This is a genomic window from Vibrio sp. ABG19 (assembly GCF_029962385.1).
GTDB classification, from domain to species: Bacteria; Pseudomonadota; Gammaproteobacteria; order Enterobacterales; family Vibrionaceae; genus Vibrio; species Vibrio ostreae.
Genome location: NZ_CP071707.1, coordinates 149998 through 171275 on the forward strand (window position 1 = coordinate 149998; position 21278 = coordinate 171275).

Annotated in this window: 19 protein-coding genes and 1 pseudogene; 7 read left to right on the plus strand and 13 right to left on the minus strand. The window is 50.3% G+C overall.

From position 1 onward, the window contains the following. Positions 1–55 precede the first annotated feature (55 nt). The gene (locus J0X00_RS00660) at positions 56–826 is read left to right on the plus strand and encodes a transporter substrate-binding domain-containing protein (protein WP_168796971.1); all 771 of its coding nucleotides are present in this window, start codon (positions 56–58) and stop codon (positions 824–826) included. Positions 827–963: 137 nt separating this feature from the next. Next, entirely contained in the window at positions 964–2073 is a 1110-nt protein-coding gene (locus tag J0X00_RS00665) for a succinylglutamate desuccinylase/aspartoacylase family protein (RefSeq protein WP_136483859.1), read from the plus strand. An 86-nt stretch (positions 2074–2159) separates the two neighbouring features. On the opposite strand, the gene J0X00_RS00670 is transcribed toward J0X00_RS00665, so the two are convergent. Further along, on the minus strand, positions 2160–3008 hold the full coding sequence (locus J0X00_RS00670) for a helix-turn-helix transcriptional regulator (RefSeq protein ID WP_282476740.1): 849 nt from the start codon (positions 3006–3008) through the stop codon (positions 2160–2162). Positions 3009–3183: 175 nt separating this feature from the next. Between J0X00_RS00670 and J0X00_RS00675 the strand changes: the two genes are divergently transcribed. Continuing rightward, a complete protein-coding gene (locus J0X00_RS00675) occupies positions 3184–3903 on the plus strand; it encodes a prephenate dehydratase domain-containing protein (protein ID WP_240798137.1) in 720 nt (239 codons plus the stop codon). A 291-nt stretch (positions 3904–4194) separates the two neighbouring features. Next, positions 4195–4632, plus strand: coding sequence for a ribosome recycling factor family protein (locus J0X00_RS00680; RefSeq protein WP_282476741.1), 438 nt, complete (start codon positions 4195–4197; stop codon positions 4630–4632). Positions 4633–4790: 158 nt separating this feature from the next. Here J0X00_RS00680 and J0X00_RS00685 read toward each other — a convergent pair whose 3' ends face one another. The 3 genes from J0X00_RS00685 to J0X00_RS00695 form a co-directional block, all read right to left on the minus strand. Next, entirely contained in the window at positions 4791–5618 is an 828-nt protein-coding gene (locus J0X00_RS00685) for a Cof-type HAD-IIB family hydrolase (RefSeq protein WP_282476742.1), read from the minus strand. Positions 5619–5783: 165 nt separating this feature from the next. Further along, entirely contained in the window at positions 5784–6569 is a 786-nt protein-coding gene (locus tag J0X00_RS00690; protein ID WP_136484008.1) for a TSUP family transporter, read from the minus strand. Positions 6570–6595: 26 nt separating this feature from the next. Further along, complete coding sequence (locus J0X00_RS00695) at positions 6596–7459, minus strand: NAD(P)-dependent oxidoreductase (protein WP_282476743.1); 864 nt, start codon at positions 7457–7459, stop codon at positions 6596–6598. Between the two features lie 336 nt (positions 7460–7795). On the opposite strand from J0X00_RS00695, the gene J0X00_RS00700 reads away from it, so the two are divergent. Continuing rightward, positions 7796–9136: a PLP-dependent aminotransferase family protein gene (locus J0X00_RS00700; RefSeq protein ID WP_218561509.1), complete on the plus strand. Its 1341-nt coding sequence runs from the start codon at positions 7796–7798 to the stop codon at positions 9134–9136. A gap of 170 nt (positions 9137–9306) precedes the next feature. On the opposite strand, the gene J0X00_RS00705 is transcribed toward J0X00_RS00700, so the two are convergent. The 6 genes from J0X00_RS00705 to phhA all read right to left on the minus strand — a co-directional run bounded on the left by J0X00_RS00705 (position 9307) and on the right by phhA (position 14887). Next, a complete protein-coding gene (locus J0X00_RS00705) occupies positions 9307–10737 on the minus strand; it encodes an aspartate kinase (RefSeq protein WP_136483852.1) in 1431 nt (476 codons plus the stop codon). 127 nt (positions 10738–10864) lie between these two features. Beyond that, a complete protein-coding gene (locus tag J0X00_RS00710; RefSeq protein ID WP_282476744.1) occupies positions 10865–11257 on the minus strand; it encodes an ectoine synthase in 393 nt (130 codons plus the stop codon). A 9-nt stretch (positions 11258–11266) separates the two neighbouring features. After that, positions 11267–12532 (minus strand): diaminobutyrate--2-oxoglutarate transaminase, encoded by a 1266-nt coding sequence (ectB, locus tag J0X00_RS00715; protein ID WP_136483850.1) that lies wholly within the window; start codon positions 12530–12532, stop codon positions 11267–11269. A 17-nt stretch (positions 12533–12549) separates the two neighbouring features. Beyond that, positions 12550–13098, minus strand: coding sequence for a diaminobutyrate acetyltransferase (gene ectA / locus J0X00_RS00720; RefSeq protein WP_206208382.1), 549 nt, complete (start codon positions 13096–13098; stop codon positions 12550–12552). Positions 13099–13773: 675 nt separating this feature from the next. After that, positions 13774–14103, minus strand: coding sequence for a 4a-hydroxytetrahydrobiopterin dehydratase (locus J0X00_RS00725; protein ID WP_136483848.1), 330 nt, complete (start codon positions 14101–14103; stop codon positions 13774–13776). Continuing rightward, a complete protein-coding gene (gene phhA / locus J0X00_RS00730) occupies positions 14096–14887 on the minus strand; it encodes a phenylalanine 4-monooxygenase (protein WP_282477011.1) in 792 nt (263 codons plus the stop codon). The genes J0X00_RS00725 and phhA overlap by 8 nt, the downstream gene beginning before the upstream one ends. Before the next feature lie 227 nt (positions 14888–15114). On the opposite strand from phhA, the gene J0X00_RS00735 reads away from it, so the two are divergent. Both J0X00_RS00735 and J0X00_RS00740 read left to right on the plus strand, forming a co-directional pair. Then, on the plus strand, positions 15115–17100 hold the full coding sequence (locus J0X00_RS00735) for an acetoacetate--CoA ligase (protein WP_282476745.1): 1986 nt from the start codon (positions 15115–15117) through the stop codon (positions 17098–17100). Positions 17101–17201: 101 nt separating this feature from the next. Next, positions 17202–18101, plus strand: a pseudogene (locus J0X00_RS00740) (LysR family transcriptional regulator); the annotation flags it as partial. A 467-nt stretch (positions 18102–18568) separates the two neighbouring features. On the opposite strand, the gene J0X00_RS00745 reads toward J0X00_RS00740, so the two are convergent. The 3 genes from J0X00_RS00745 to J0X00_RS00755 are packed head-to-tail and all read right to left on the minus strand — an operon-like array spanning position 18569 to position 21271. Continuing rightward, positions 18569–19987, minus strand: coding sequence for an ATP-binding protein (locus tag J0X00_RS00745; RefSeq protein ID WP_282476746.1), 1419 nt, complete (start codon positions 19985–19987; stop codon positions 18569–18571). Beyond that, the gene (locus tag J0X00_RS00750; RefSeq protein WP_282476747.1) at positions 19977–20633 is read right to left on the minus strand and encodes a response regulator; all 657 of its coding nucleotides are present in this window, start codon (positions 20631–20633) and stop codon (positions 19977–19979) included. The genes J0X00_RS00745 and J0X00_RS00750 overlap by 11 nt, the downstream gene beginning before the upstream one ends. Continuing rightward, positions 20633–21271, minus strand: a complete 639-nt coding sequence (locus J0X00_RS00755; RefSeq protein WP_282476748.1) for a hypothetical protein — start codon at positions 21269–21271, stop codon at positions 20633–20635. The genes J0X00_RS00750 and J0X00_RS00755 overlap by 1 nt, the downstream gene beginning before the upstream one ends. Positions 21272–21278: the final 7 nt, after the last annotated feature.

Sequence of the window (21278 nt, forward strand, 5' to 3'; positions counted from 1 at the left end):
TGACCGATACAGTGATCAGACACTTTTTAATGCCTTTTTCATCACGGAAGAAATCATGAGACACATCAGTTCCCTTATTCTGCTTTGCTCGACCCTGTTTGCGGCCACCACACAAGCTGGTGGTCCGCCGCTGCGTATCGGCGTCGATGCCACCTTTCCTCCGTTTGAGTCCACCAATCCGGACGGCTCTCTGACCGGTTTCGAAATTGATCTTGGTAACGCAATTTGTGCTGAAATCAACAGAACATGCCAATGGGTACCTTCGAATTTTGATGGCCTGATCGTCAGCCTGAAAGCACGTAAAATTGATGCCGTGTTCTCTTCTTTAGGGGTTACCGAGCAACGTAGCCGCCAGGTGAATTTCACCAACGTCGTGTGGAGTGGCTACTCTTCGATGCTAAGCCGCAGTGAAGAAGGACTGGCCGCCAATCCACAATCGCTACAGGGCAAGGTGGTCGGCGTTCAGATGGGCTCAATGCAGGAAGAGTTTGTACGACAGCGTTTTGAGCAGCATGGTATCCAGGTCAAGACCTACCAGGATCAGGACCAGGTCTATGCCGATCTGCTCAGCGGCCGTATCGATGCCTCTTTTCAGGATATGATCCAGGCTCAGTTTAACTTTATTGATCGTGGCAACAAGGCGAGCTTTACCAACTTGCAGATTGAAGACGAACTGCTGCCGGCCGATACCGCGATTGCAGTGCGTAAAAACGACCGCAAGCTGACTCAGCAGCTCAACGAAGGTCTGGAAAAAATCCATGCCAATGGTACTTATGACCGTATCCAGCGCCAATACTTTGGTGACCTGCAGCTTTATCATCGCTAACCCATTTTACCGATACTCATCAAATGACCGTCGATAACATGAGTGTCGATTTCATAATGAAAAGGCAGCCACTCAGGCTGTCTTTGCTTTATTGACCGCGTGACCTTGTGTCATTGGCTTTACCCTACAGGCTCACTATGAAACATATTCAGACCCCTTTAATCGCTCCGGTTCCCGGCACTCAGCGCTGCATCGACAGCTTTCATTTCGGGCCACAAGATGCCGGCAAGAAAGTCTATATTCAGTCCTCTCTGCACGCTGACGAATTACCCGGCATGCTGGTCAGTTGGAAACTGAAACAGCAATTACTCGAGCTCGAACAGCATGGTTTGCTGTTGGGTGAAGTGGTATTGGTGCCGGTTGCCAACCCGATTGGGCAAAACCAGCACATCATGGATATTCACCTTGGCCGTTATGAGCTGGAAAATGGTGCTAACTTTAATCGCAATTATTACGATACCTACAGTGACGTGCGCGCGGCAATCGCAGACCAGCTCAGTGACGATACCCAGCATAACAAGCAGCTGATTCGCGCCGCGATGAGAACAGCGCTGCTTGCTCAGACCGTCACAACCGAATATCAGTCACATCATCAGGCGCTGCAACTGCTGAGCCATGATGCGGATGTGATGCTCGATCTGCATTGTGATTTTGAAGCAATGCTGCACACCTACAGTACCTATTATTCGTGGCCGGGTATCGAACCGCTGGCGCGGGCTCTGGATTCACAAGTCAATATGCTGGCGAATGAGACCGGTGGCAGCCCGTTTGACTGCAGCGTGGATATGATCTGGCAGCGTCTGCAGGCTGAATTCGGCGAACGGATCCCTCAGGGCTGTCTCGGCGCTACCATTGAGCTGCGCGGCCAGGCTGATGTGAATGACACATACGCCGAAAAAGACGCCAATGCTATCATCCAGTACCTGCACACCCTGGATATCATCAGCGGCGATACCATGATGCCGGAGGGTACGGCGCCAAGCAGCGATTTAGCTGCTGTTGAGACTCTGACGACACCGATGGGTGGATTATTGGTACTGCATGCGCAGCCGGGTGACTGGCTGCAGGCCGGCGACCTGTTTGCCGAAGTGATTGACCCGGTCAGCGATAAAGTCGAACCAATCCGGGTCAGCCAGGCAGGAAGAGTCTACTCACGCACCAATCGTCGCATGGCAACGGCCGGTATGCTGGTTGGTAATGTGGCCGGAGAGAAAGTGATCCGCAGCGGCTATCTGCTGGCACCTTAACCGGTTAAAGCAAGCTGCTGTAAACAGAACCTTTTGATCATAAAACTTTTATCGAGAGCTCTGAGGCAACAGCTTGCCCAATCCCTTCAATAGTTTTCCGCCGCAGTAAAAATATGCGGGTCATCGAGACTGCCACAGGCGGTCAAGCGCGATAAAACCGCAGGTGATAGGTTGTTGTCATCGATCCGCTCCAGGCTGACTCCGCGCAATTTTTGTTTCAGCGGCTGCTCACTGCTTAACTTTTCAAAAACGACCCGCGAAGTGAACGGAATACGTGAGTTGCGCCCCTGAATCCCCATGGTCAATCCAGAGAGCAGATGGACATTGCCGCGGGTTGCGCCATACAGAATCGTCTGGGAAACCGCACGCTGACAATGCACGCTGTAATCCACGATCTGCAGACGTTCGCCCAGCAGAAACACGACACCAACAAATTTACCGATATCACAATGCTCCTGCATCGCCTGGCCGGATTCGACCCGTTCGTAGAAATGCGAATAGCCAATGCCATTTTTCATTGTCAGGCGGGCAAAACTTTTGCTGATATGTCCGGGATAAGACGGGGTCATATAGTAGTAATAATAATCGCCCAGATAACGCTCCAGCCCCTGAGCGGAATGTTCTATCATGCCTTGTAATTGCCGGCTATAGCGCTGGCTCTGCGGCGAATCATCCACCAGGCGCAGAGGTTGGTGAGTGATCGGCTGGGTTGATAACAGCTTTTTGAATAACTCCGGCTCAAGATAAATTTCATCACTGTCGACACCAAAGTAATCGCAGATTTTACGCAAACTCTGCATCGAAGGCTGACTGTAGCCGTTGAGGTATTTGGAAAACTGCTGCCGGTTGATGCCGATTTTACGACTGCACTCAGTGACATTACCAACATAACTGCATAGAAGACGAAGATTGACTGCTATATTTTGCAATTCCATACCAACAAACCAAATATTTATTCAAAATTCTGCACTTTTTAACACATCCGTCTGCGAAGCGACAGGCTTATGTGAAGCCAGATCGGGCTTTGTAAAAAAACCTTCGCCGGAGGCTTCTCGTTACCGGGATTAAATAATAAGCTAATGGTTTAACACCATAATAAGGAAAATTGTCGTGAAACGATTGGCTACCATACTGTTGGCAGGAACAGCATTATTCGCATCGGGAACATTTGCTGCCAGCAGTGATCATATCTACGTACAGGCATCCAAAGGCAGCTTTAACGATGCAGCGATCAGCAAACTGTTTAAGCAACAACCCAGTTTAAAAGCGGACGTCGACTTTTCCGGTACACCGCTCAACACTTTTATGCAGGCTGATCTGCACAATTCTCTTGCTTTCAGCGCAGTTGAAAACTCAACCATCGATGGACACCTGGTTCAGGCGACGGTCGAAGCGTTACAGCAATACAAACTGGTGGACGTCAAAGCCTTCATTACCACACCGATTGAAATGTGCGTATTAATGAACCGTGCTGATGTGGCGTCCAAACACCCGATTACGCTAATAGCCTCCCATCCGGCGGCGCTCAAACAGATCAAGAGCTGGAAACAGAGTCTGGGGGTGAAAGAGCTGTCCGTGCCGGAAGGCACTGCAGTCGCCGCGCAGCGCGTTTCGAACGGAGATATGCCGGATGGTACAGCCGCTATCGGGGCCTGTGTACTGGAAAAAGTGTACGCCAACCTAGTCGTGGTTGAGCAAGGCGTGCAGGACAACAAAAATAATACCACGTCATTTCTGTTAATGGATGTCGAAAAACGTGTTTCGCCAATCAGTCAGCAGCAGGCGCGTCAGGAACTGCAAGCCGCGATTGATCTGGGCCAGAAGCTTTAGTCTACCAAGAGCTTTAGTCGACTAAGAGCTATAGCCTGCCAAGAGCTATAATCCGCCGCATCAACCACAATCCTTTGAATGCTCTATGCCCGGACTGCCATGCATAGAGCATTCTCACTGAGTACCTGGCCAATAGATTGTTGCTCCCAGGCTTGGTAACGTTATTCTTTGTTCTGAATTGTGACTTGTCTATGAATTGTGACTTGTCTATGAATTGTGACTTGTCTATAAATGGTTTTTGACTTGTACCTTGAGTCGCCACTTTTACTACCACAGCCCCCATGACTGCCCATGCCCAAATCCCGCACCAAACTGCAAGATAATCCCCTGCCAGATAATGCAAACGAAGTGCTGACGATTGCCCTGCCATCGTTGATTCATCGCATTGGCCGGTTACATACCCAGGTACTTAAACAACTGGCGCTGGCGCAGCAGTGTGAGCTCAAACGAGTCCGCCGTTCACGTCACTGGCAACTGAGCGGTCAGGGAGAACAGCTAGCGGCACTGCTACGCGAGCTCCATGCCAGCCCGGACGCTGAAGCGATTCGGTTTGTCACCCAGAAATTAACTGTCAGTATCGAGGCTTACCAGCGGCAGACGAGGCCAAACCGGCTGGTTGAATTAATCCGGACATCTCCGGGTATTACCCTGGCGGAGCTGGTTCAGCAGACAGGCTGTACTCTGGCTGAGGCGCGTGCGGCACGGGAAGCGCACGAATGGCAACAATAACGCGCAGTTGAAAGCAGACAAAAGTAAAAAAGCGGATACCTTCACCGGTACCCGCCTTCTGTCAGAACTGATTAAATAGCATGGCGATGCTCAAACAACATAGCGTGTTCATTAAACCTTAGCAGGCCTGATTAAACCTTAGCAGGCCTGGTCAAACCTCAACTCTGTTGTTCAAACAGGCGCTCTTCACCGTTTAACAGCGCTTTCAGTACCTGCAGCACACCTTTATCACGGTTACTTGGGGCACGGAAGCGGGCCAGAGCTTTGATCTCTTGATGGGCATTCTCAACCGCAAAAGAGTAATAACTGGCCTCCAGCATTTCGACGTCGTTAAAGTAGTCGCCAAAGCCCATGGTTTGCTGTTCGCTAAAGCCGAGTGACTGCTGCAGTTGAGTAATAGCGGTGCCTTTTGAAGCCGAAGCATGCATCACATCCAACCAGATTTTCGCACTCACCACCACTTTATGGCTGGCGCCAAACGCCTGATTGATTACCGGGTATACGTGCTGCTCGGTGCCGCCAAAATGACAGATAGCCACTTTGATGAAATCATCATCGACCGCCAGTAAATCCGTCACCGACTCACAACGGTGATAATATTTTTCAATTTCCTGCAAAGCCTCACGCTCTGTCGTCTCAATGTAGGCCGAACGCTTACCGCATAACACAACATGTGCATCCTCAATCTGACGCGCCTGTTGAATGATCTGCTCAATATCGGCTTTATTTATGGTACTGCTGTGTAACTCTTCACCCTTGTACATCACCAGGGTGCCATTTTCAGCAATAAACATGATCTGATCCTGAATATCAGCAAAAGTGTCGAGCAGGCTGTAATACTGACGTCCGGAAGCAGCCGCGAACAAAATTCCGCGCTCAGCCAGTTGCTGGTGCAGGGCAAAAAACTCCGCATCAAGCTGGCCGTTTTCATCCAGCAGAGTGCCATCCATATCGGTGGCAATAAATTTGATATTCGGTTGTGACATGTTGTGGGGCTCTTGTTTCTGTTATCAATCAATCATCAACCGCACCGCCATACAGTGCGGAGACTATCTCCGTACTGTACAACGTCTGGCGTGAAACTGTAAGAGAACAAGCAATGAAATCATCGCGCGTCGCGGACATTCACACGCCATCCGGGGCTGCGATGCTCAAGCCAACAAGAATTTGTAACCTAATGAGAGCATCAACAGGCTGAGCGACAACGAAATGGTGCGCTGGATTAACTTCGGGCCATACTTGAGCGCGGAAGAACTGCCTGCATGGTTCCCAAGCAGATTCATCACCACCAGCGGCAACGCCAGCGCATACAGCACATGACCGGCCAGCATAAAAGCAATCAATGCCCCAAGATTAGACGCAAAATTAAATAATTTGGACGTCGCCGACGCTGCCACAAGATCAAATTTAAGCAAATAGTGCAGCGCGATGATCAAAAAACTGCCGGTACCGGGGCCAAAAAAGCCGTCATAAAAGCCAATCACCAACACAGTTAACGGCACACCAACCAAAAGGACCGCTCTATTAACGGGAGCACTGACCTCATTGGCCCGCTCTTTTTTTGGTACAAAAGACAATGCAATCCCGACAGGTAACAGCGCCAGAATAATTTTGCCGACCGTGTCCGGTTCAAAATAGAGTATGGCCTGAGCGCCGGCGTACGCCCCCAGCAATCCGGCCGGGATCCCCGCCGCCACCGCCATCCAGACCACTCTTTTATTGCGCACAAAATTTCTGATCGCGGCCAGCGTGCCAATGGTACTGACGATCTTTTCCTGTCCGAGCGCTACCTGCGCGGGCAGACCGGCTAAAATAAAGGCCGGCACCAGTACCAGTCCGCCGCCGCCGGCCACACTATCGATGAATCCAGCCGCAAACGCTGCCGCCATCAGAGCCACTAACATCCAAAACGTAATATCACTACCCAGCCAATCCATCATGCTCTTATCCTTAATATTATTTTTTACAGACAGGCTTTGATCAATACCGAGGTATCCATCCGGCCTAATCCCTGTTGCTGTAAGATCTGATACTGACGATCCACTTCGGCGGTGAGCGGCAGTGTTAACTGATGACGCTCCGCCTCTGCCAGACAAATCGCCAGGTCTTTGCGCATCCAGTCGATAGCAAAACCAAAGTCGAAGCGCTGCTGACTCATGGTTAAAGCGCGATTTTCCAGTTGCCACGAGCCGGCGGCCCCCTGTTTGAGAACCTCGACGACCTGGCCGATATCCAGCCCTGCAGCATCGGCCACCAGCAGCGCCTCACTCAGCCCTTTCAGTACACCGGCGATGCAAATCTGATTGACCATTTTGCAGCGCTGGCCCTGACCATGCTCCCCCAGCAAAGTGGCTTGGCGGGCATAACAATCAAACACCGGCTTCATCGCTGTAAACACGGCTTCCTCACCGCCGCACATCACCGTCAAAGCGCCCTGCTCTGCACCGACCTGACCACCGGACACCGGCGCATCAATAAAATGTACCCCCTGCTTGCTGCAGGCCCGGGCGAGTTCCTGCGCCAGTTCGGCCGACGTGGTGGTGTGATCAATCAAAGTCGAGCCAGGCCGCATTGCGCCTAACACTCCCGATGGTCCGTACACCACACTGCGCACATCGTCATCATTGCCGACGCACACCAGCACCACATCCGCGTCCTGGGCTGCCAGAGAAGGCGTTACGGCATGCCGCCCCGGGTAACACTCCAGCCAGTTGATCGCCTTGTGCTCATTACGGTTATAAACACAGGTCTCAAACCCACGCAAAGCCAGATGCCCTGCCATCGGCGCTCCCATGACGCCCAATCCGATAAATGCTGCTCTTTTCATCTCCGCTCCTTGTGATATCCCTCTTTGCCCTATAATCAGGCACTCAACCTATGTCAATTGTGAATTAAACTAAGTAGCCAGGGCACTGTACCTTCCAACGCTCAATCCCGACCTAAACTGGCCAGCCGATTATCGAATCTAATATAAAATCAGATACTTATCGTAAATCACCAACGGTAACGACAATCCAAACCACTGATACCCTGACTTTTGAACTAACCTAAACCCCACATTAACATATGTCAATTTAAAAAATTAAATTAGTTGGAAAATACCAAGTCACATTAAGTTAAGTCATGGTTTATAATGAGGCGAATATTGAGTGAGGAGAGCCAGGTGAGTGATACAAAATTCCATAACATAGCGCAGATCATTGAACAGCGGATCGAGCAAGGTATTTATGCACTCAATACTAAGCTGCCTACTCATCGCGCCTTGTCAGAAGAACTGAACACCACACCGGCTACGGTCGCGAAAGCCTATAAATTACTGGCTGATAAAGGACGCCTTGAATCATTCGTCGGCCGGGGCACCTATGTCAGCCGCCAGTCGGAATTGAATCAGGTCATTCAGGCTCCGGACGATGAGCATGAATACAACTTCTCTATTCTACAGCCCTGCTTATATAAGAATGTTCAGCCTCTGCAACACGCCTATCAGCACGCCGCGGCTCAATTGACCGCCGATCTGATTGGCTATACCGAACATTCCGGTCATGCTGCACATCGTCAGGCCGGTGTGGAATGGGCCAGACATTATGGCCTTGAGGGCGGTCACCAGGAAAATACGGTATTGACCAACGGCGCGCAGCACGCGTTGTTCCTGCTGATCAACACCCTGACGAAACCAGGTGACACCATTGCAGTTGAAGAACTCACCTACCCGGGAATCATGACTGCCGCCAACCTGTCCGGTCGGCACGTGGTCAGCCTGCCGATGGATCACGAAGGTGTGATCCCGCAGCAACTGGACAGAATCATTGCCGAGCACAAGGTCAGCCTGGCTATCGTTGTCCCCTCACACCAAAACCCGACCGGTGTGACCATGCCGGAGCAGCGCCGGCGTGAGATTGCCCGGGTGATTGAACAGAGGAACATCTGGCTGGTGGAGGACGACATCTATGCCTTTCTCAATCCGCACCCAATCCCGGCGATCAGCAATTTTATTCCCGAGCGTGCTGTCCATATCAGTTCGCTCTCCAAAGCGATCAGCCCCGCGATGCGCTGTGGTTTTATCAAGGCGCCCGCCAGCCTGATCCACACACTCAACGCACACATTCGCACCTACACCTGGCTCTCTTCACCGATCAATTACGTGGCAGCAGCGCATTTAATTAACCACGGCGAAGCCTTCCGTCTTGCAGAGCAGCAACGTGACACCGCGCTTGAGCGTCAGGCGATGCTGCGCGATATTTTTCCTCAGGTGGGAGAGCGCTTTAACGGCTACCATGTCTGGCTGCCGCTGCCAGCGCACTGGCGTGCCGACCGTCTGGTAATGGCGGCCAAAGACCGGCAGGTTATCGTCAGCAGCGGCAGTTACTTTGATGTGTCCGGCGACGACAGCAGCCATATCCGCCTCTCTTTGATGTCTGTCAGCCGTGAAGATAAGCTGCAAGAAGGGCTGTTGATCCTCAAGCAACTGATTGACTCTGACGTCAGCAGCCTGTTCCCTTTTTAGCATGAATCAAACGCCTTGCGTATTCACCAAACACCGGTTTGCACAAGCGCGTGGTATCAATCGAGCATAAAAAAGCCGCCCGGGTTTTCCCCGGACGGCTTGTTCAACCTGTTAATTTGCTTCAGTCCGCGATTTGGACTCCCCCGCCACTAGGCGATGCGGGCCAGAAACTACGCCGCTTTGGCTGCTTTAGCTTGGGCTGTCGCAGCCTGCTCATCAATCAGCGCATGATGCAGGGCGCAAATCGCGCTGTTGTAGTCGCTGTCTTCGACCACAAACTGCACATTAACGTTACGCATTGACGAGTGCGCCGCCATCGGGCTGACCTCCACTTCCGCCAGTGCGTGCATACCGCGCGCCAGCGCCTGGTTGGTATTGATATGTGCGCCGATGGCTGAGATTAACGCGACCATTTTCCCGGAGATCGACGCATTAGGATAGCGTTTCTCTGCCTTATACAACACTTTGTTCAGATTATCGCTGGTGCCGCTAAGGAAATAAGTCATCGAGTTAGCGTTCATCTCTTTTCCGACCAGATGCACTTTAGCATCAGCAATGATCTCCATCAGTTCATAACTGACGTTATCAATGTGTCCCACCATGTTCTGATCAAACACGTGCAGCGCAAACACCTTGTTACGGCCGGCAATAATCTCAACTTTATTGTCCTGTGGCTGATGATGACCGGAGATCAGGGTTCCGGGATGCTCCGGCTCAAAGGTATTTTTAACCCGTAGTTCAATCTCCTGATGACGCAGACCAGCTGCCGCATTGGGATGGATAGCTTCCATGCCCAGATTCGCCAGCTGGTCAGCGACATCAAAGTTGGTCAGCCCCATCGGGCGGACTTTGTCCGGCCCCACCACACGCGGGTCGGCAGAGCTTAAGTGATATTCTTTGTGAATTATCGCCTGATCGGCATTGGTCAGCGCGGCGATCCGGCTGAAGGTCATTTCACTGTAACCGCGATCATAGGTCTTCATCAGGCCTTCATCGCAGTAGGCGTAGCCGGTCACGATCGGCAGTTCTGTCGTCACATCCACATCATTAAATGCCTGAATAATCACTTCATCCAGGCTACCGCGTGATTCTTCATTCCAGCCGGACAGGTCGACAAAACGCGCATTCACGCCCAGCGTTTTGAGTTTTAAACTGGTGTTATACGCACTATGCGCTTCACCAATCGAAGACAGAAACTCACGGACCTGCGGCAGGTAGTGGCGCAGCGAAAATTGACCATACTGACAGGTGTCCAGAATGTTATTGATGCAGTTGACCGCTTCAGAGATTCGGGAGCGGATAAACTTGTCGGCACGAATCCGGGTGATAGGATCAGCGAACAGGTTTTCATTGATCATCAGCATGCGCTTTTCGAGATCATACATCGCATCCGGCCAGTTTTCGTCGCGTTTGGCAACCATCTGGTAGATGCCGGGTTTACCGCTGCGCTTACACTCCAGCAGCGCATCAGTCATTCCCGAATAAGCCGATACCACAAACACACGGTTATACGGGTCACTCGGTTTAAGCAGAATATTATCAAGTACAGCATCAAACGCTGTCATCGAAGTGCCACCGATCTTTTCTACGGTGTAAGACATGGGGTCTCCTGGTTGTTTGTTTTTTTAGATAAGACATTAGTAAAGACAAAGTGAAAATAAGCGGACTTTACTGCGAAAGTCAGTGGCCGGTTATTCTCGCCGGCCACTGGCATACATCACTCAGTGCTTAGTCAACAACCGGATAAACACCGTCTTTGTCGTGCACTTCGGCTCCGGTCAGCGGCGGGTTAAATACACAGGCCATCACCATATCAGCGCCTTTATCGGCGCGCAGGTAATGCTCGTCGTGCTTGTCCAGCACGTAGAGCGTGCCGGGTTTGATCGGATAGGTTTCCCCGCCGACCACTTCAATCTCGCCTTCGCCGGACATGCAGTACACAGATTCGAGGTGATTCTTGTAATGAATGTGTGTTTCGGTACCTTGATAGATGGTCGTGATGTGAAAAGAGAAGCCCATCTGATCGTCTTTCAATAGCATGCGCACGCTTTCCCACGTGCCCGTTTCTGCAACGATACGGCGTTCACTTTGGCGACATTCTTCCAGGGTTCTTACAATCATGACTCTTCCTTATGAGGCTTGTTTAATGAATTGCGGGGCAACATTGGCCACCGCCTTGTCGAAAATACTCAGACCTTGTGCCAGTTCAGCTTCGCTGATGGTCAACGGACAGAAGAACTTGACCACTTCATCCTGCGGCCCTGCGGTCTCAATCACCATGCCGAGGCGGAAACACTCGCGCGCAATTTTGTCTGAAATATCGCCGTCCTGACATTCAATGCCCTGCATCAGACCGCGACCTTTACGGCGGGTGAACAGCTCAGGATAACGGCTCAGAGCTTGCTCAATGGTTGCACTAACCTGCTCGGCACGCGCTTTGATGTGCTGCTCAAACTCGTCATCGGCCCAGTAAGTTTCCAGCGCTTTCGCGGCGGTAACAAACGCATGGTTATTACCACGGAATGTGCCGTTATGTTCACCGGGCTTCCACTCATCCAGCTCAGGCTTAAACAACACCACAGCCAGTGGCAGGCCATAACCACCAATCGATTTCGACAGGGTCACAATGTCAGGTTTAATGCCGGCAGTTTCAAAGCTGAAAAACGTACCGGTTCGGCCACAGCCAGCCTGAATGTCATCCACAATCACCAATACACCATGAGACTGACAAATCTTACTCAGGCGTTGCAGCCACGTATCAGAAGCGGCATTCAAGCCACCTTCCCCCTGTACGGCTTCCACCAGCACGGCCGCCGGTTTGTCCAGGCCAGACGAGTTGTCAGCCAGCATGGCTTCAAACAGAGCCAGACCATCGATGTCAGCATAGCCGTCATATGGCAGGCGGGTAACGCCCGATAAACCCAAGCCGGCGCCACCACGATGATGCTGATTACCGGTTGCGGCCAAAGCGCCGTAAGAGCAGCCGTGGAAACCGTTAGTAAACGCAACAATATTCGAGCGTCCAGTCACTTTACGCGCCAGTTTCATCGCGGCTTCCACCGCATTGGTGCCGGTCGGGCCGGTAAACTGCACTTTGTAGTCCAGCTCGCGCGGGGCAAAGATGTAAGTTTGCAGAGCATGCAGAAATTCCGCTTTCGCTTCAGAGTGCATGTCCAGGCCGTGAGTAATACCATCTTTGTCGATGTACTCGAGCAACGCCTGCTTGAAGATAGCGTTGTTATGGCCATAGTTCAGCGAGCCTGCGCCCGCCAGAAAATCGAGGTAAGCATCGCCATCTTTGGTATACAGCCAACTGCCTTTCGCAGTCGAAAACACGACGGGAAAATTGTTGGCATAAGATTGAACGTTTGATTCTTTCTTTTTAAAGATATCCATAACGATGGGATTTATCCTTATCGGTTGGTTCGAGAATTTAGGGGAATACGATACAAGTATTCTGTATCGTGCTCGCCGTCGAAATGGCGAGTCTGATCGAGAAAAGTTGACACTTCACCGCGTTCGCCGTTGGCTTTATCCAGTTTTTTGAACAAACTCCAGGAGCCTTGGTTATCTCGGGTGATTGTCGTTTCGATGACCGTAACGTCAGCAAGATCATCGCGGGTCAACAATTCGGTCAGCATATGGAAAGCAAGACCCATTCCGCGCGCATCCTGATGCACTGCGACTTGCCAGATGAATAATTCTTCTGGTTTGTCCGGCTTGCGATAGGCTGAGACGAATCCTACCAAATCCCCATTGCGTTCCGCTACCACACAGGTACTGCGGAAATGTGTCGATTGCAGGAAGTTACAGTAAGCGGAGTTCTCATCCAGAGGCGAACATTGCGCGATCAACTCGTGAACGCGTTTTCCGTCAGTTCGACTCGGTGATCGAAACGCCCACTCATCCTGAGTGTTGTGCATAATTTCAGGGTATGCGACCCAAGGTGCTGCTGTAATCATTGTCTGCCACATATCAGTTAGTGCTCTAAACAAATTCCTTTTATAAACTAACAGCTCAAATGATTATTTCAACCCTCAATATTACCCAACAATAACAAATTAGCACATAACTTATTGATTTTGAAAAGTATAAAATTATTTAAATCCCCCCTAAAACGAAGTTATTTATTTAGATGTGTAAACAAAATGACAGAGCGATAACAAAACAATTTCAATCTCATTACTAACACAAGGGTCACTAGCAAAATTGTTTTTGTTTCGCATTTTGCATTCGCATAATGCAACAGAATGAGTAGAAAAAGGGGAAAAAAGGTGAGATTTAGCGTAAAACCGGGGGTATAAAACTTGGCACATATACTGCATTATTAGAAATGACCCTTATTAAGCCGAGGGTCACCTAGCCAACTGACGTTGTTAGTGAATACTTTTTGTTCACAACTTATATCAAGCCAATCGTGATGATTACGATTGGCTCTTTTTTTATCTGCGAAATACGATCCACCCGGTGTAATACGTTCTTAACGGTGGAATCTTCTCACAGTGTAATCCCAGTCACAGACAGAGCTGACTGAAATCTTCAGGCGGCCAGATGCCCGTCAGTGAGCGAACACATCTCCTTTCACACATGAAAACCTGGCCTCAAACTTAAGCATCACTTCGAACTTAAGCATCACCTCACACCAAAGCATCACATTTCGCGGCACAGATAAAATCGTTTTTGTGCAGTCCTTTGATCGAATGACTCCACCAGGTCACCGTGACCTGACCCCACTCCAGCAAAATGGCCGGATGATGAAACTGCTCTTCAGCCAGTTGCGCGATTTGGTCAGCAAACGCCCAGGCTTGCTTAAAATTTTTAAATCGATAGATTTTTTCCAGCTGTGGAATACCAGCCCGCAGCATCAGCGACCAATCATCCAACTCACGTAATAATGTTTGCTGCTCGGCAGCGTTTAACGCGATGGCATCTGCACCGCACGCCTCACAGCGTAGTTCTTCAAGCATGGTTTTCTTCCTTTGGCGTAAATAGCGGCGGCAGAAGACCTGCCTGCATCGCTTGTTCAACGTGGCTCATTAAATTCATTTTACTCAGTTGATAGAGCTGACGAATATCATCCAACACAAAATATATTGGCTGCATAATGTCTATCCGATACGGTGTTCTGAGCACCCGCTGCAAGTCAAACTCGGCGCGCATAGGAGTGTCACTGCCCAGTGAATAGATCGTCTCTCCCGGAGACGACAGGATCCCTCCACCGTAGATCTTGGTCAAATCACCTTCCCGTACCAGTCCAAACTCGACCGTAAACCAGTAGAGCCGCGCCAGAAAACCACGTTGCTTGGCGGATGCCTCACGCCCAAGCTGACCATATTTGTGGGTAAAAGCAGCAAAATCAGGATGCGTCAGCATCGCACAGTGACCAAAAATTTCATGGAAAAAATCCGGCTCTTGCAGATAGTCAAACTCTTCCCGACTACGTAAAAACGTGGCAACCGGAAATTGCTTTTCCGCCAGCAGGGCAAAAAAACGATCAAACGGAATCAATGCGGGAACTGGCGCAACCCGCCAGCCAGTTTCACGTTGCAGAATCCGGTTAATTTCCGGCAGTTGCGGAACCCGGTCGAGCGGTAAGTCCAGCATACTCAGCCCGTCGAGGTAAGCCTGACAAGCGCGGGGATGAATCACTGATTGCTGACGGGCAACCAGATCATGCCATATCGCATCTTCCTGCTCGCTCCATTGCACCAACCCTTTGTGATTCACTGGCTTGGAATGATAATGTGTCATCATTCCTCTCCTTAACAATTGCGTTACATTAAGCCTATCGCCTTCACTGGTTGGCGCCAATCGCGGCCAATTATTCCCCACCGTCATTCTGTGTAACATTTATTTTACATTGATATTTTTTTACTTAAATATCAGCCATCTGATCCTGACATTCAGGTTTGACTTTAGCCAGATATGGTCAAAACTTGTTGCATTAAAGAATAATTATTGCGCCAGACGAGGACATTATGCCGAACCCGACACCATTGTGGATCCCAAGCGAGCAAAGAGTTGCCGCCTCCAATCTGGCGCAATTCCTGCGTCACATTAATATGCAGGGCGAAGCGTTTGAGGATTATCAGCAACTGCACAAATGGTCAGTATTCAGCAAAAATAAGTTCTGGATGGAAGTATGGCAGTTCTGCGACGTAATTGGCTATCGGGGCAATTGTGTCTTTGGTGAAGGAATGCCTCGCTGGCAGGAACTGGTACGCGCCCGGGATACCATCTGGTTTCCACAGGCGCAGCTCAACTATGCTGAGAATCTGCTCTCTTATGCCTATCAGAGCCCAAACGACGTAGCATTGTGGTTCAAAAATGAAAATGGCCAAAGCCGCAAGTTAAGCTGGCAAAAGTTGTGCGATCAGGTTTCGATTGTCCAGCAGTGGCTGAAACAAAATGGGGTCGGCCGCGGTGATGTGGTGGCGGGCTATCTGCCTTATATCCCGGAGTCGGTCATTGCCATGCTCGCGACCACCAGCCTGGGGGCGATATGGACCTCAACCTCACCTGATTTCGGTGTCGACAGCGTGGTTGAACGTTTTGGTCAGGTGCAACCCAAAATCCTGTTCTGCTGCAATGGCTATACTTTTGGCGGTAAAACTCACCGCATGGAAGAGCGCAACGCACAGATCGTCAACACCATCAGCTCAATCCAGAATACCTGCCAGATAGAATATCTGCAGCAACGCGACGACACCCCGGGCTTCAACGACACCTTTTCCGACTGGCAGGCGATTCTTGCCAGTTATCTGCCGCGCGGGCTCGAATTCGAGCGGGTCGGTTTCAATGAGCCACTGTTTGTTCTCTACTCGTCCGGTACTACCGGCCAGCCGAAGTGCATCACCCATTCCGTGGGCGGCACCATGCTCAACCACCTCAAGGAGCACCAACTCCATTGTGATATTCAACCCGGTGACCGGGTATTTTACTACACCACCTGCGGCTGGATGATGTGGAACTGGCACGTATCTGCTCTGGCCAGCGGGGCGACACTGGTCATCTATGATGGCAGCCCACTCTACCCGCAACCCAGCGTATTATGGGAACTGGCGCAAGAGAGCGATATGACACTCTTCGGCACCTCTGCCAGTTATCTTGCCACCCTGGAGAAAAGCGGATTTTCTCCCTGTGGCTACGTTAACCTCGGCGCATTGAAAACGCTCTGTTCAACCGGCTCAGTACTCTACCCGGAGCAATTTGATTTCGTCTACTCACAAATTAAGGCCGATTTACACTTGGCATCTATTTCCGGCGGAACCGATATCTGCGGCTGTTTTGTGCTTGGCAATCCGATTTCACCGGTATATCGCGGCGAGTGCCAGGGAGCTGGATTAGGCATGGACATTGCTGTGTTCAACGAGCAGGGGGAAGCCATTATTGAACAGCGCGGCGAGTTGGTGTGCCGCAACAGTTTTCCCAATCAACCGATTGGATTCTGGCACGATAATGGTGAAGCTTATCACCATGCATACTGGGATAAATTTGCTGGCGTCTGGCACCACGGCGATGAAATTGCACAAACAGCTCAAGCCGGTTACCGTTTTTACGGTCGCAGCGATGCTACCCTGAATCCAGGAGGCGTGCGGATTGGCACGGCAGAAATCTACCAGCAGATTAATCAAATACCTGAGATCGTCGATTCGGTTGCTGTTGGCTACAACCAAGGAGATCGTGAAGAAATCGTGCTGTTTGTCCAGTTGCAAGCACCCCATCAGCTCGATAACAACCTGCAAGAGAAAATACGTCACATCCTGAAGCAGCGCTGCTCGCCACGCCATGTACCCGCGTTTATTTATGCGATCAGCGAAGTGCCGCGCACCCGCTCCGGTAAACTGGTCGAATTGGCGGTAAAACAAACTTTGCACGGCGAAGCGGTCAAAAATATCGGCGCACTGGCCAACCCGCAGGTACTGGAAGAAATCCGCCAATCGCTTGGCAGACAACGGGAATGAAGGAATGTCACGTCGCCCGCTGCGCAGTGAAAATAATTCATTACACTATTTTTCCTTAATAATGATATGCTTGCGTCATTGATGAATGGCTTTCTAGTGTTATGGATTATATTCACCTATCGAGATTCAGCTTAAAACACCTTACGGCACTGCACGTCATGCTTAGTACACGCAGCGTGACTCAGACTGCTGCCAGGCTGTGTGTCAGCCCGTCCAGCATCAGTAAAATTCTCGCTCAGTTACGTGCGCTTCTCGATGATGATCTGTTTTATCGCGACGGGAATCAGCTAATTCCAACCCCCTGCGCCATCCAGATGGGACCTGCCGTTCACAGTATTCTCTCCAGTATGAACGGAATATTGCACCAGGCCAATTTTGAACCAACCCAATACAGCGGTCACTATCACCTCGCCATGCGTGAAAGTACTCTGGAGCTGTTTGCCGCAGACATCGCCAACATCATTGATGAGTGTTCCCCGGAATTATCGCTGACCATTCACTCCAAAGAGCATCACGGATTCGAATCGCTGCAACGTGGCGTAATAGACTTTATGATTTTGCCTCATGACATCAGTCAACCCCCGACTCATGCGAAAGATTTAGTGTGGCAGGTGATCACCGGTGATGAAATGGTGTGCCTGATGAATCCCGCCCATCCGCTTGCAGAGCAGGAAATGACGATAGAAAATTATCTGTCATGCCAGCATGTGTCCATTCTGGACAAAGAGCTCAGTGAACCATTCTTTGAAAAAGCACTCGCGCAAAATCACCGCTCGCGACACATCAAACTGACCACATCCGACTTCGGCGCCGCAGCCATTATGTGCCACCACACGGACCTGTTATTTACCTGCTCGCGCCATTGGGCAGAGCATGCGAAACAGGCCAAGGGATTGGTGTGTAAATCGTTGCCATTCGATTACGGTACCGTGGCCTACAGCCTGGTATGGAATAAACCAAGCATGAACGATCAGGCGATGAAATGGCTGTGTCAGCGCTTAACCCAAGGCCATTGTGACTGTGTCAGTCCGGGCGGCGAACGCCATCCGGTCTCATCAGAAGGTCCGGTCTCGTCAGAAGAAGGTATGCTGTGATAGGTCACTTGGCCATTAATGGTTGCGTGATCATTAGCCGTTAGTTGCCGTAAATAACAGGCGCTGCAACGAACAAGCGCCTGCAAGTTATGCCGGCAGTTAAAAATGTAGCAATCAGAAAGTAAAGTAGAAATTACAAAGTAAAAGAGGTCAGCTTGCGCTGACCTCTTTTGTTCTGTTCTTGATTCTATTTTTTAAAACCCTAGCCATGAGTTGTTAGTCAATAAACAGATTTTGTTTGTGTAATCTTGCAGGAAGGAGCGCCGTAACCGATTACATGACTAAAGTGTATGGCGAGATCGCGATTTCCGACAGTGAAATTACGTAAATACTCAATTTACCATTTGGAAATTTATCAATAAGCGATTGGCGCACTAGGCTTTAGGCAGATTCACCCAGAAAGTATTATGTTCATTTTGTCGCTCAAGCAGAACCACATCACCACGATGTAAGCGCGCAATATCACGTGTAATGGACATCCCCAAACCTGCTCCGTCACCTTTTTCGGTATTAGCGCGATAGAAATTTTCAAACAGTTTTTCTCTGGTTTCATCACTAATGGCAGGGCCGCTGTCACTGACCCAAAGATTGGCACTGCCGGCATCTTCATTGACCCTGATACAGATCTGGCTGCCCTGACCCGAGTAGCGGATCGCGTTATCGACCAGATTAGTGACTAAAATACGCAGCAGCGGCTCATCACCCAGTACAAAAATATCATCGCCTTCCAGTGACAATTCCTGTCCGTTACGCAGCGCCAGAGGCACTAATTCCGCCGTGACATTTTGTGCCAACCGTTTCAGGTTGAGGCTGGCAAACTTCAGATCATGGATACTTTCCACTTTAGCCAGTAGCAGCAGTTGCTGGATCAAACGGTCAGTCCGTTCAATGCCGCGCAATATATTGTTCAGATCAGATTTCAACTGCTCTTCGTTCTGGCTCAGCAGGGCATTTTCCGCGTTGAGCCTTAACACCGTCAGTGGCGTCTTCAATTCATGGGCAGCCATGCGGGTAAAGCGGCGTTCACGCATCCAGGCCTGTTCCAGCTCCTCCAGTAATGCGTTCAGCGCCGCGACCAGAGGGGAAAGCTCCTGAGTCGGGTTGGCAACAAAAATGGTGTCGAGCTTATTAACGTTACGCTGGGCAATCGCCCGTCTCAGCTCTGTGATCGGTTCAAAGTGTTTACCAATCAATAACGTCATCACCAGGGCAAGACAAGGGATCATTATCAGCTGAGGCAAAGCGGTCGATAACGCCAGTTCATGCACCATCTCATCGCGAATCGACTGTTTTTCGGCGACAATCACATATTCGGGACGTGTGTGATAATCATTAGGCAGAGGCAACTGAAAATAGCGCCAGGATTGATGCTTAATCGTCATATAGCCAAAACCGGCATAACGGGGATCATGCGGCGTGGTGGTGATTTCGGGAATTGAGCTCCAGGTTAACTGGCCATTGAGATAAAACTGAACCAGAATATTGCGCTCATAAGGATGACCAAACGCGGTCGCATCGTCGTCATCCTTAGCCTGGGCGGAAATACGCTCCATCCACGTATTGAGCATTTGTCTGGCTTTAGTCGCCTCAAGCCCCTGTTCTTCCAGGGGAATACCAAGTAACAGCAATTTGGCAGATTGGCCAAGACGCGCATCGTACACTTCTTCAATTTCGTGTTGCGATGCCATAAAACTGAAAAACAGAGAGATCAGGATCAACACCGAGGACAAGACGACAACGGTAATCGTCAGGCGCTTTTTAATCGAAAACTCTTTCTGACCACTATTTTTCAATGATATACCCCACACCACGAATATTTTTGATCACGTCATTAGAGACTTTTTTACGCAAATTATGAATATGGACCTCAATCGCATTATCACTGCTGCCTTCATCCCAGCCATGCAGTGACTGCTGTAATTGCTCTTTGCTCATCACCCGCCCCGCATGAGTGATCAGCGCTGCCAATAATTTAAATTCATTATTGGTCAGTTTGAGACGCCCTCCCTGATAATCTACCGCTTGCTCAGACAAGGACAAGGACAGCTCACCGACATCAATCCGGGTATCACAAAAGCCTGACTGGCGCCGAATCAGCACCCGCAACCGGGCCATAAGCTCTTCCAGCGCAAACGGTTTGATCAGGTAATCATCCGCCCCGCCATCCAACCCTTTGACGCGATCTTCGATATCATCCCGCGCGGTCAGAATCAAAACCGGCAGGGTGTAACCAGCGCGACGAATATTTTTCAACACCACCAGGCCATCAATATCCGGCAGGGTCAAATCCAATACCACCGCAGCGAACTGCTCGGTCTTTAGCGCCACATCAACGCCAGCGCCTCGTTCAACCCAATCGACCGTAAAACCATGGCGACTCAATGAAGTCACCATGGAACGTCCCAGCAATATATCATCTTCAACCAGCAGCAAACGCATTATCGTTTAAGTTCTCCGAGTTTCTTGGCTATTTCTTGCTGCCGCCCCTCATCCGCCAACGGACGCTCTGGCCGCGGCTTAGCCTGCTGAGCTTTAGTCAGGTATTGAATCGCTTCATCTTTACGTCCTTCCTCCGCCAGGAAGTCGCCATAAAAGTAGTTGGAGTCGATACCATCCGGATTGATTTGCAGTGCTTTAAGCAACATGGTCTCAGCCATATCGTCATCCCCAAAGCCAATTGGCCAGCCCGGCACCTGATAGTATAGCGAACCTAAACTGGTATACGCGGAGCCATCTAACGTTTCTGGTGCCTGGTCAATCACTTGTTCCAGTAACACTTTCGCTTCTTTGACCAAGGACAAGGCGCCCAAACCGCCGTCAGCACCTGCCAGAGAAGCTTTGTTTATCGCCAGCCACACTTTCAGTTCGGCCCGGTTGGGCTGCTGTTGCAGGGCCTCTTCGTTCCTTTTGATCAGATTTTCCAGGCAATACACCTGATGATCATTATCTTTTGACTGATACTGACACACCGCCCATTTTTTCTGAATCGTCTGTAACGGGTCCGCTCCTGCAGCAGCTGCGCTGCTTATCATGCCAAGAGTCAGAGTGGCCACAGCCATGGTTGTGATACATTTCATAATCGCG

Coding starts and splice junctions, on each gene's coding strand:
- J0X00_RS00660 (WP_168796971.1), top strand. CDS start 56: ATGAGACACATCAGTTCCCTTATTCTGCTTTGCTCGACCCTGTTTGCG.
- J0X00_RS00665 (WP_136483859.1), top strand. CDS start 964: ATGAAACATATTCAGACCCCTTTAATCGCTCCGGTTCCCGGCACTCAG.
- J0X00_RS00670 (WP_282476740.1), bottom strand. CDS start 3,008: ATGGAATTGCAAAATATAGCAGTCAATCTTCGTCTTCTATGCAGTTAT.
- J0X00_RS00680 (WP_282476741.1), top strand. CDS start 4,195: ATGCCCAAATCCCGCACCAAACTGCAAGATAATCCCCTGCCAGATAAT.
- J0X00_RS00685 (WP_282476742.1), bottom strand. CDS start 5,618: ATGTCACAACCGAATATCAAATTTATTGCCACCGATATGGATGGCACT.
- J0X00_RS00690 (WP_136484008.1), bottom strand. CDS start 6,569: ATGGATTGGCTGGGTAGTGATATTACGTTTTGGATGTTAGTGGCTCTG.
- J0X00_RS00695 (WP_282476743.1), bottom strand. CDS start 7,459: ATGAAAAGAGCAGCATTTATCGGATTGGGCGTCATGGGAGCGCCGATG.
- J0X00_RS00705 (WP_136483852.1), bottom strand. CDS start 10,737: ATGTCTTACACCGTAGAAAAGATCGGTGGCACTTCGATGACAGCGTTT.
- J0X00_RS00710 (WP_282476744.1), bottom strand. CDS start 11,257: ATGATTGTAAGAACCCTGGAAGAATGTCGCCAAAGTGAACGCCGTATC.
- ectB (WP_136483850.1), bottom strand. CDS start 12,532: ATGGATATCTTTAAAAAGAAAGAATCAAACGTTCAATCTTATGCCAAC.
- ectA (WP_206208382.1), bottom strand. CDS start 13,098: ATGATTACAGCAGCACCTTGGGTCGCATACCCTGAAATTATGCACAAC.
- J0X00_RS00725 (WP_136483848.1), bottom strand. CDS start 14,103: ATGCTTGAAGAACTACGCTGTGAGGCGTGCGGTGCAGATGCCATCGCG.
- phhA (WP_282477011.1), bottom strand. CDS start 14,887: ATGACACATTATCATTCCAAGCCAGTGAATCACAAAGGGTTGGTGCAA.
- J0X00_RS00735 (WP_282476745.1), top strand. CDS start 15,115: ATGCCGAACCCGACACCATTGTGGATCCCAAGCGAGCAAAGAGTTGCC.
- J0X00_RS00750 (WP_282476747.1), bottom strand. CDS start 20,633: ATGCGTTTGCTGCTGGTTGAAGATGATATATTGCTGGGACGTTCCATG.
- J0X00_RS00755 (WP_282476748.1), bottom strand. CDS start 21,271: ATGAAATGTATCACAACCATGGCTGTGGCCACTCTGACTCTTGGCATG.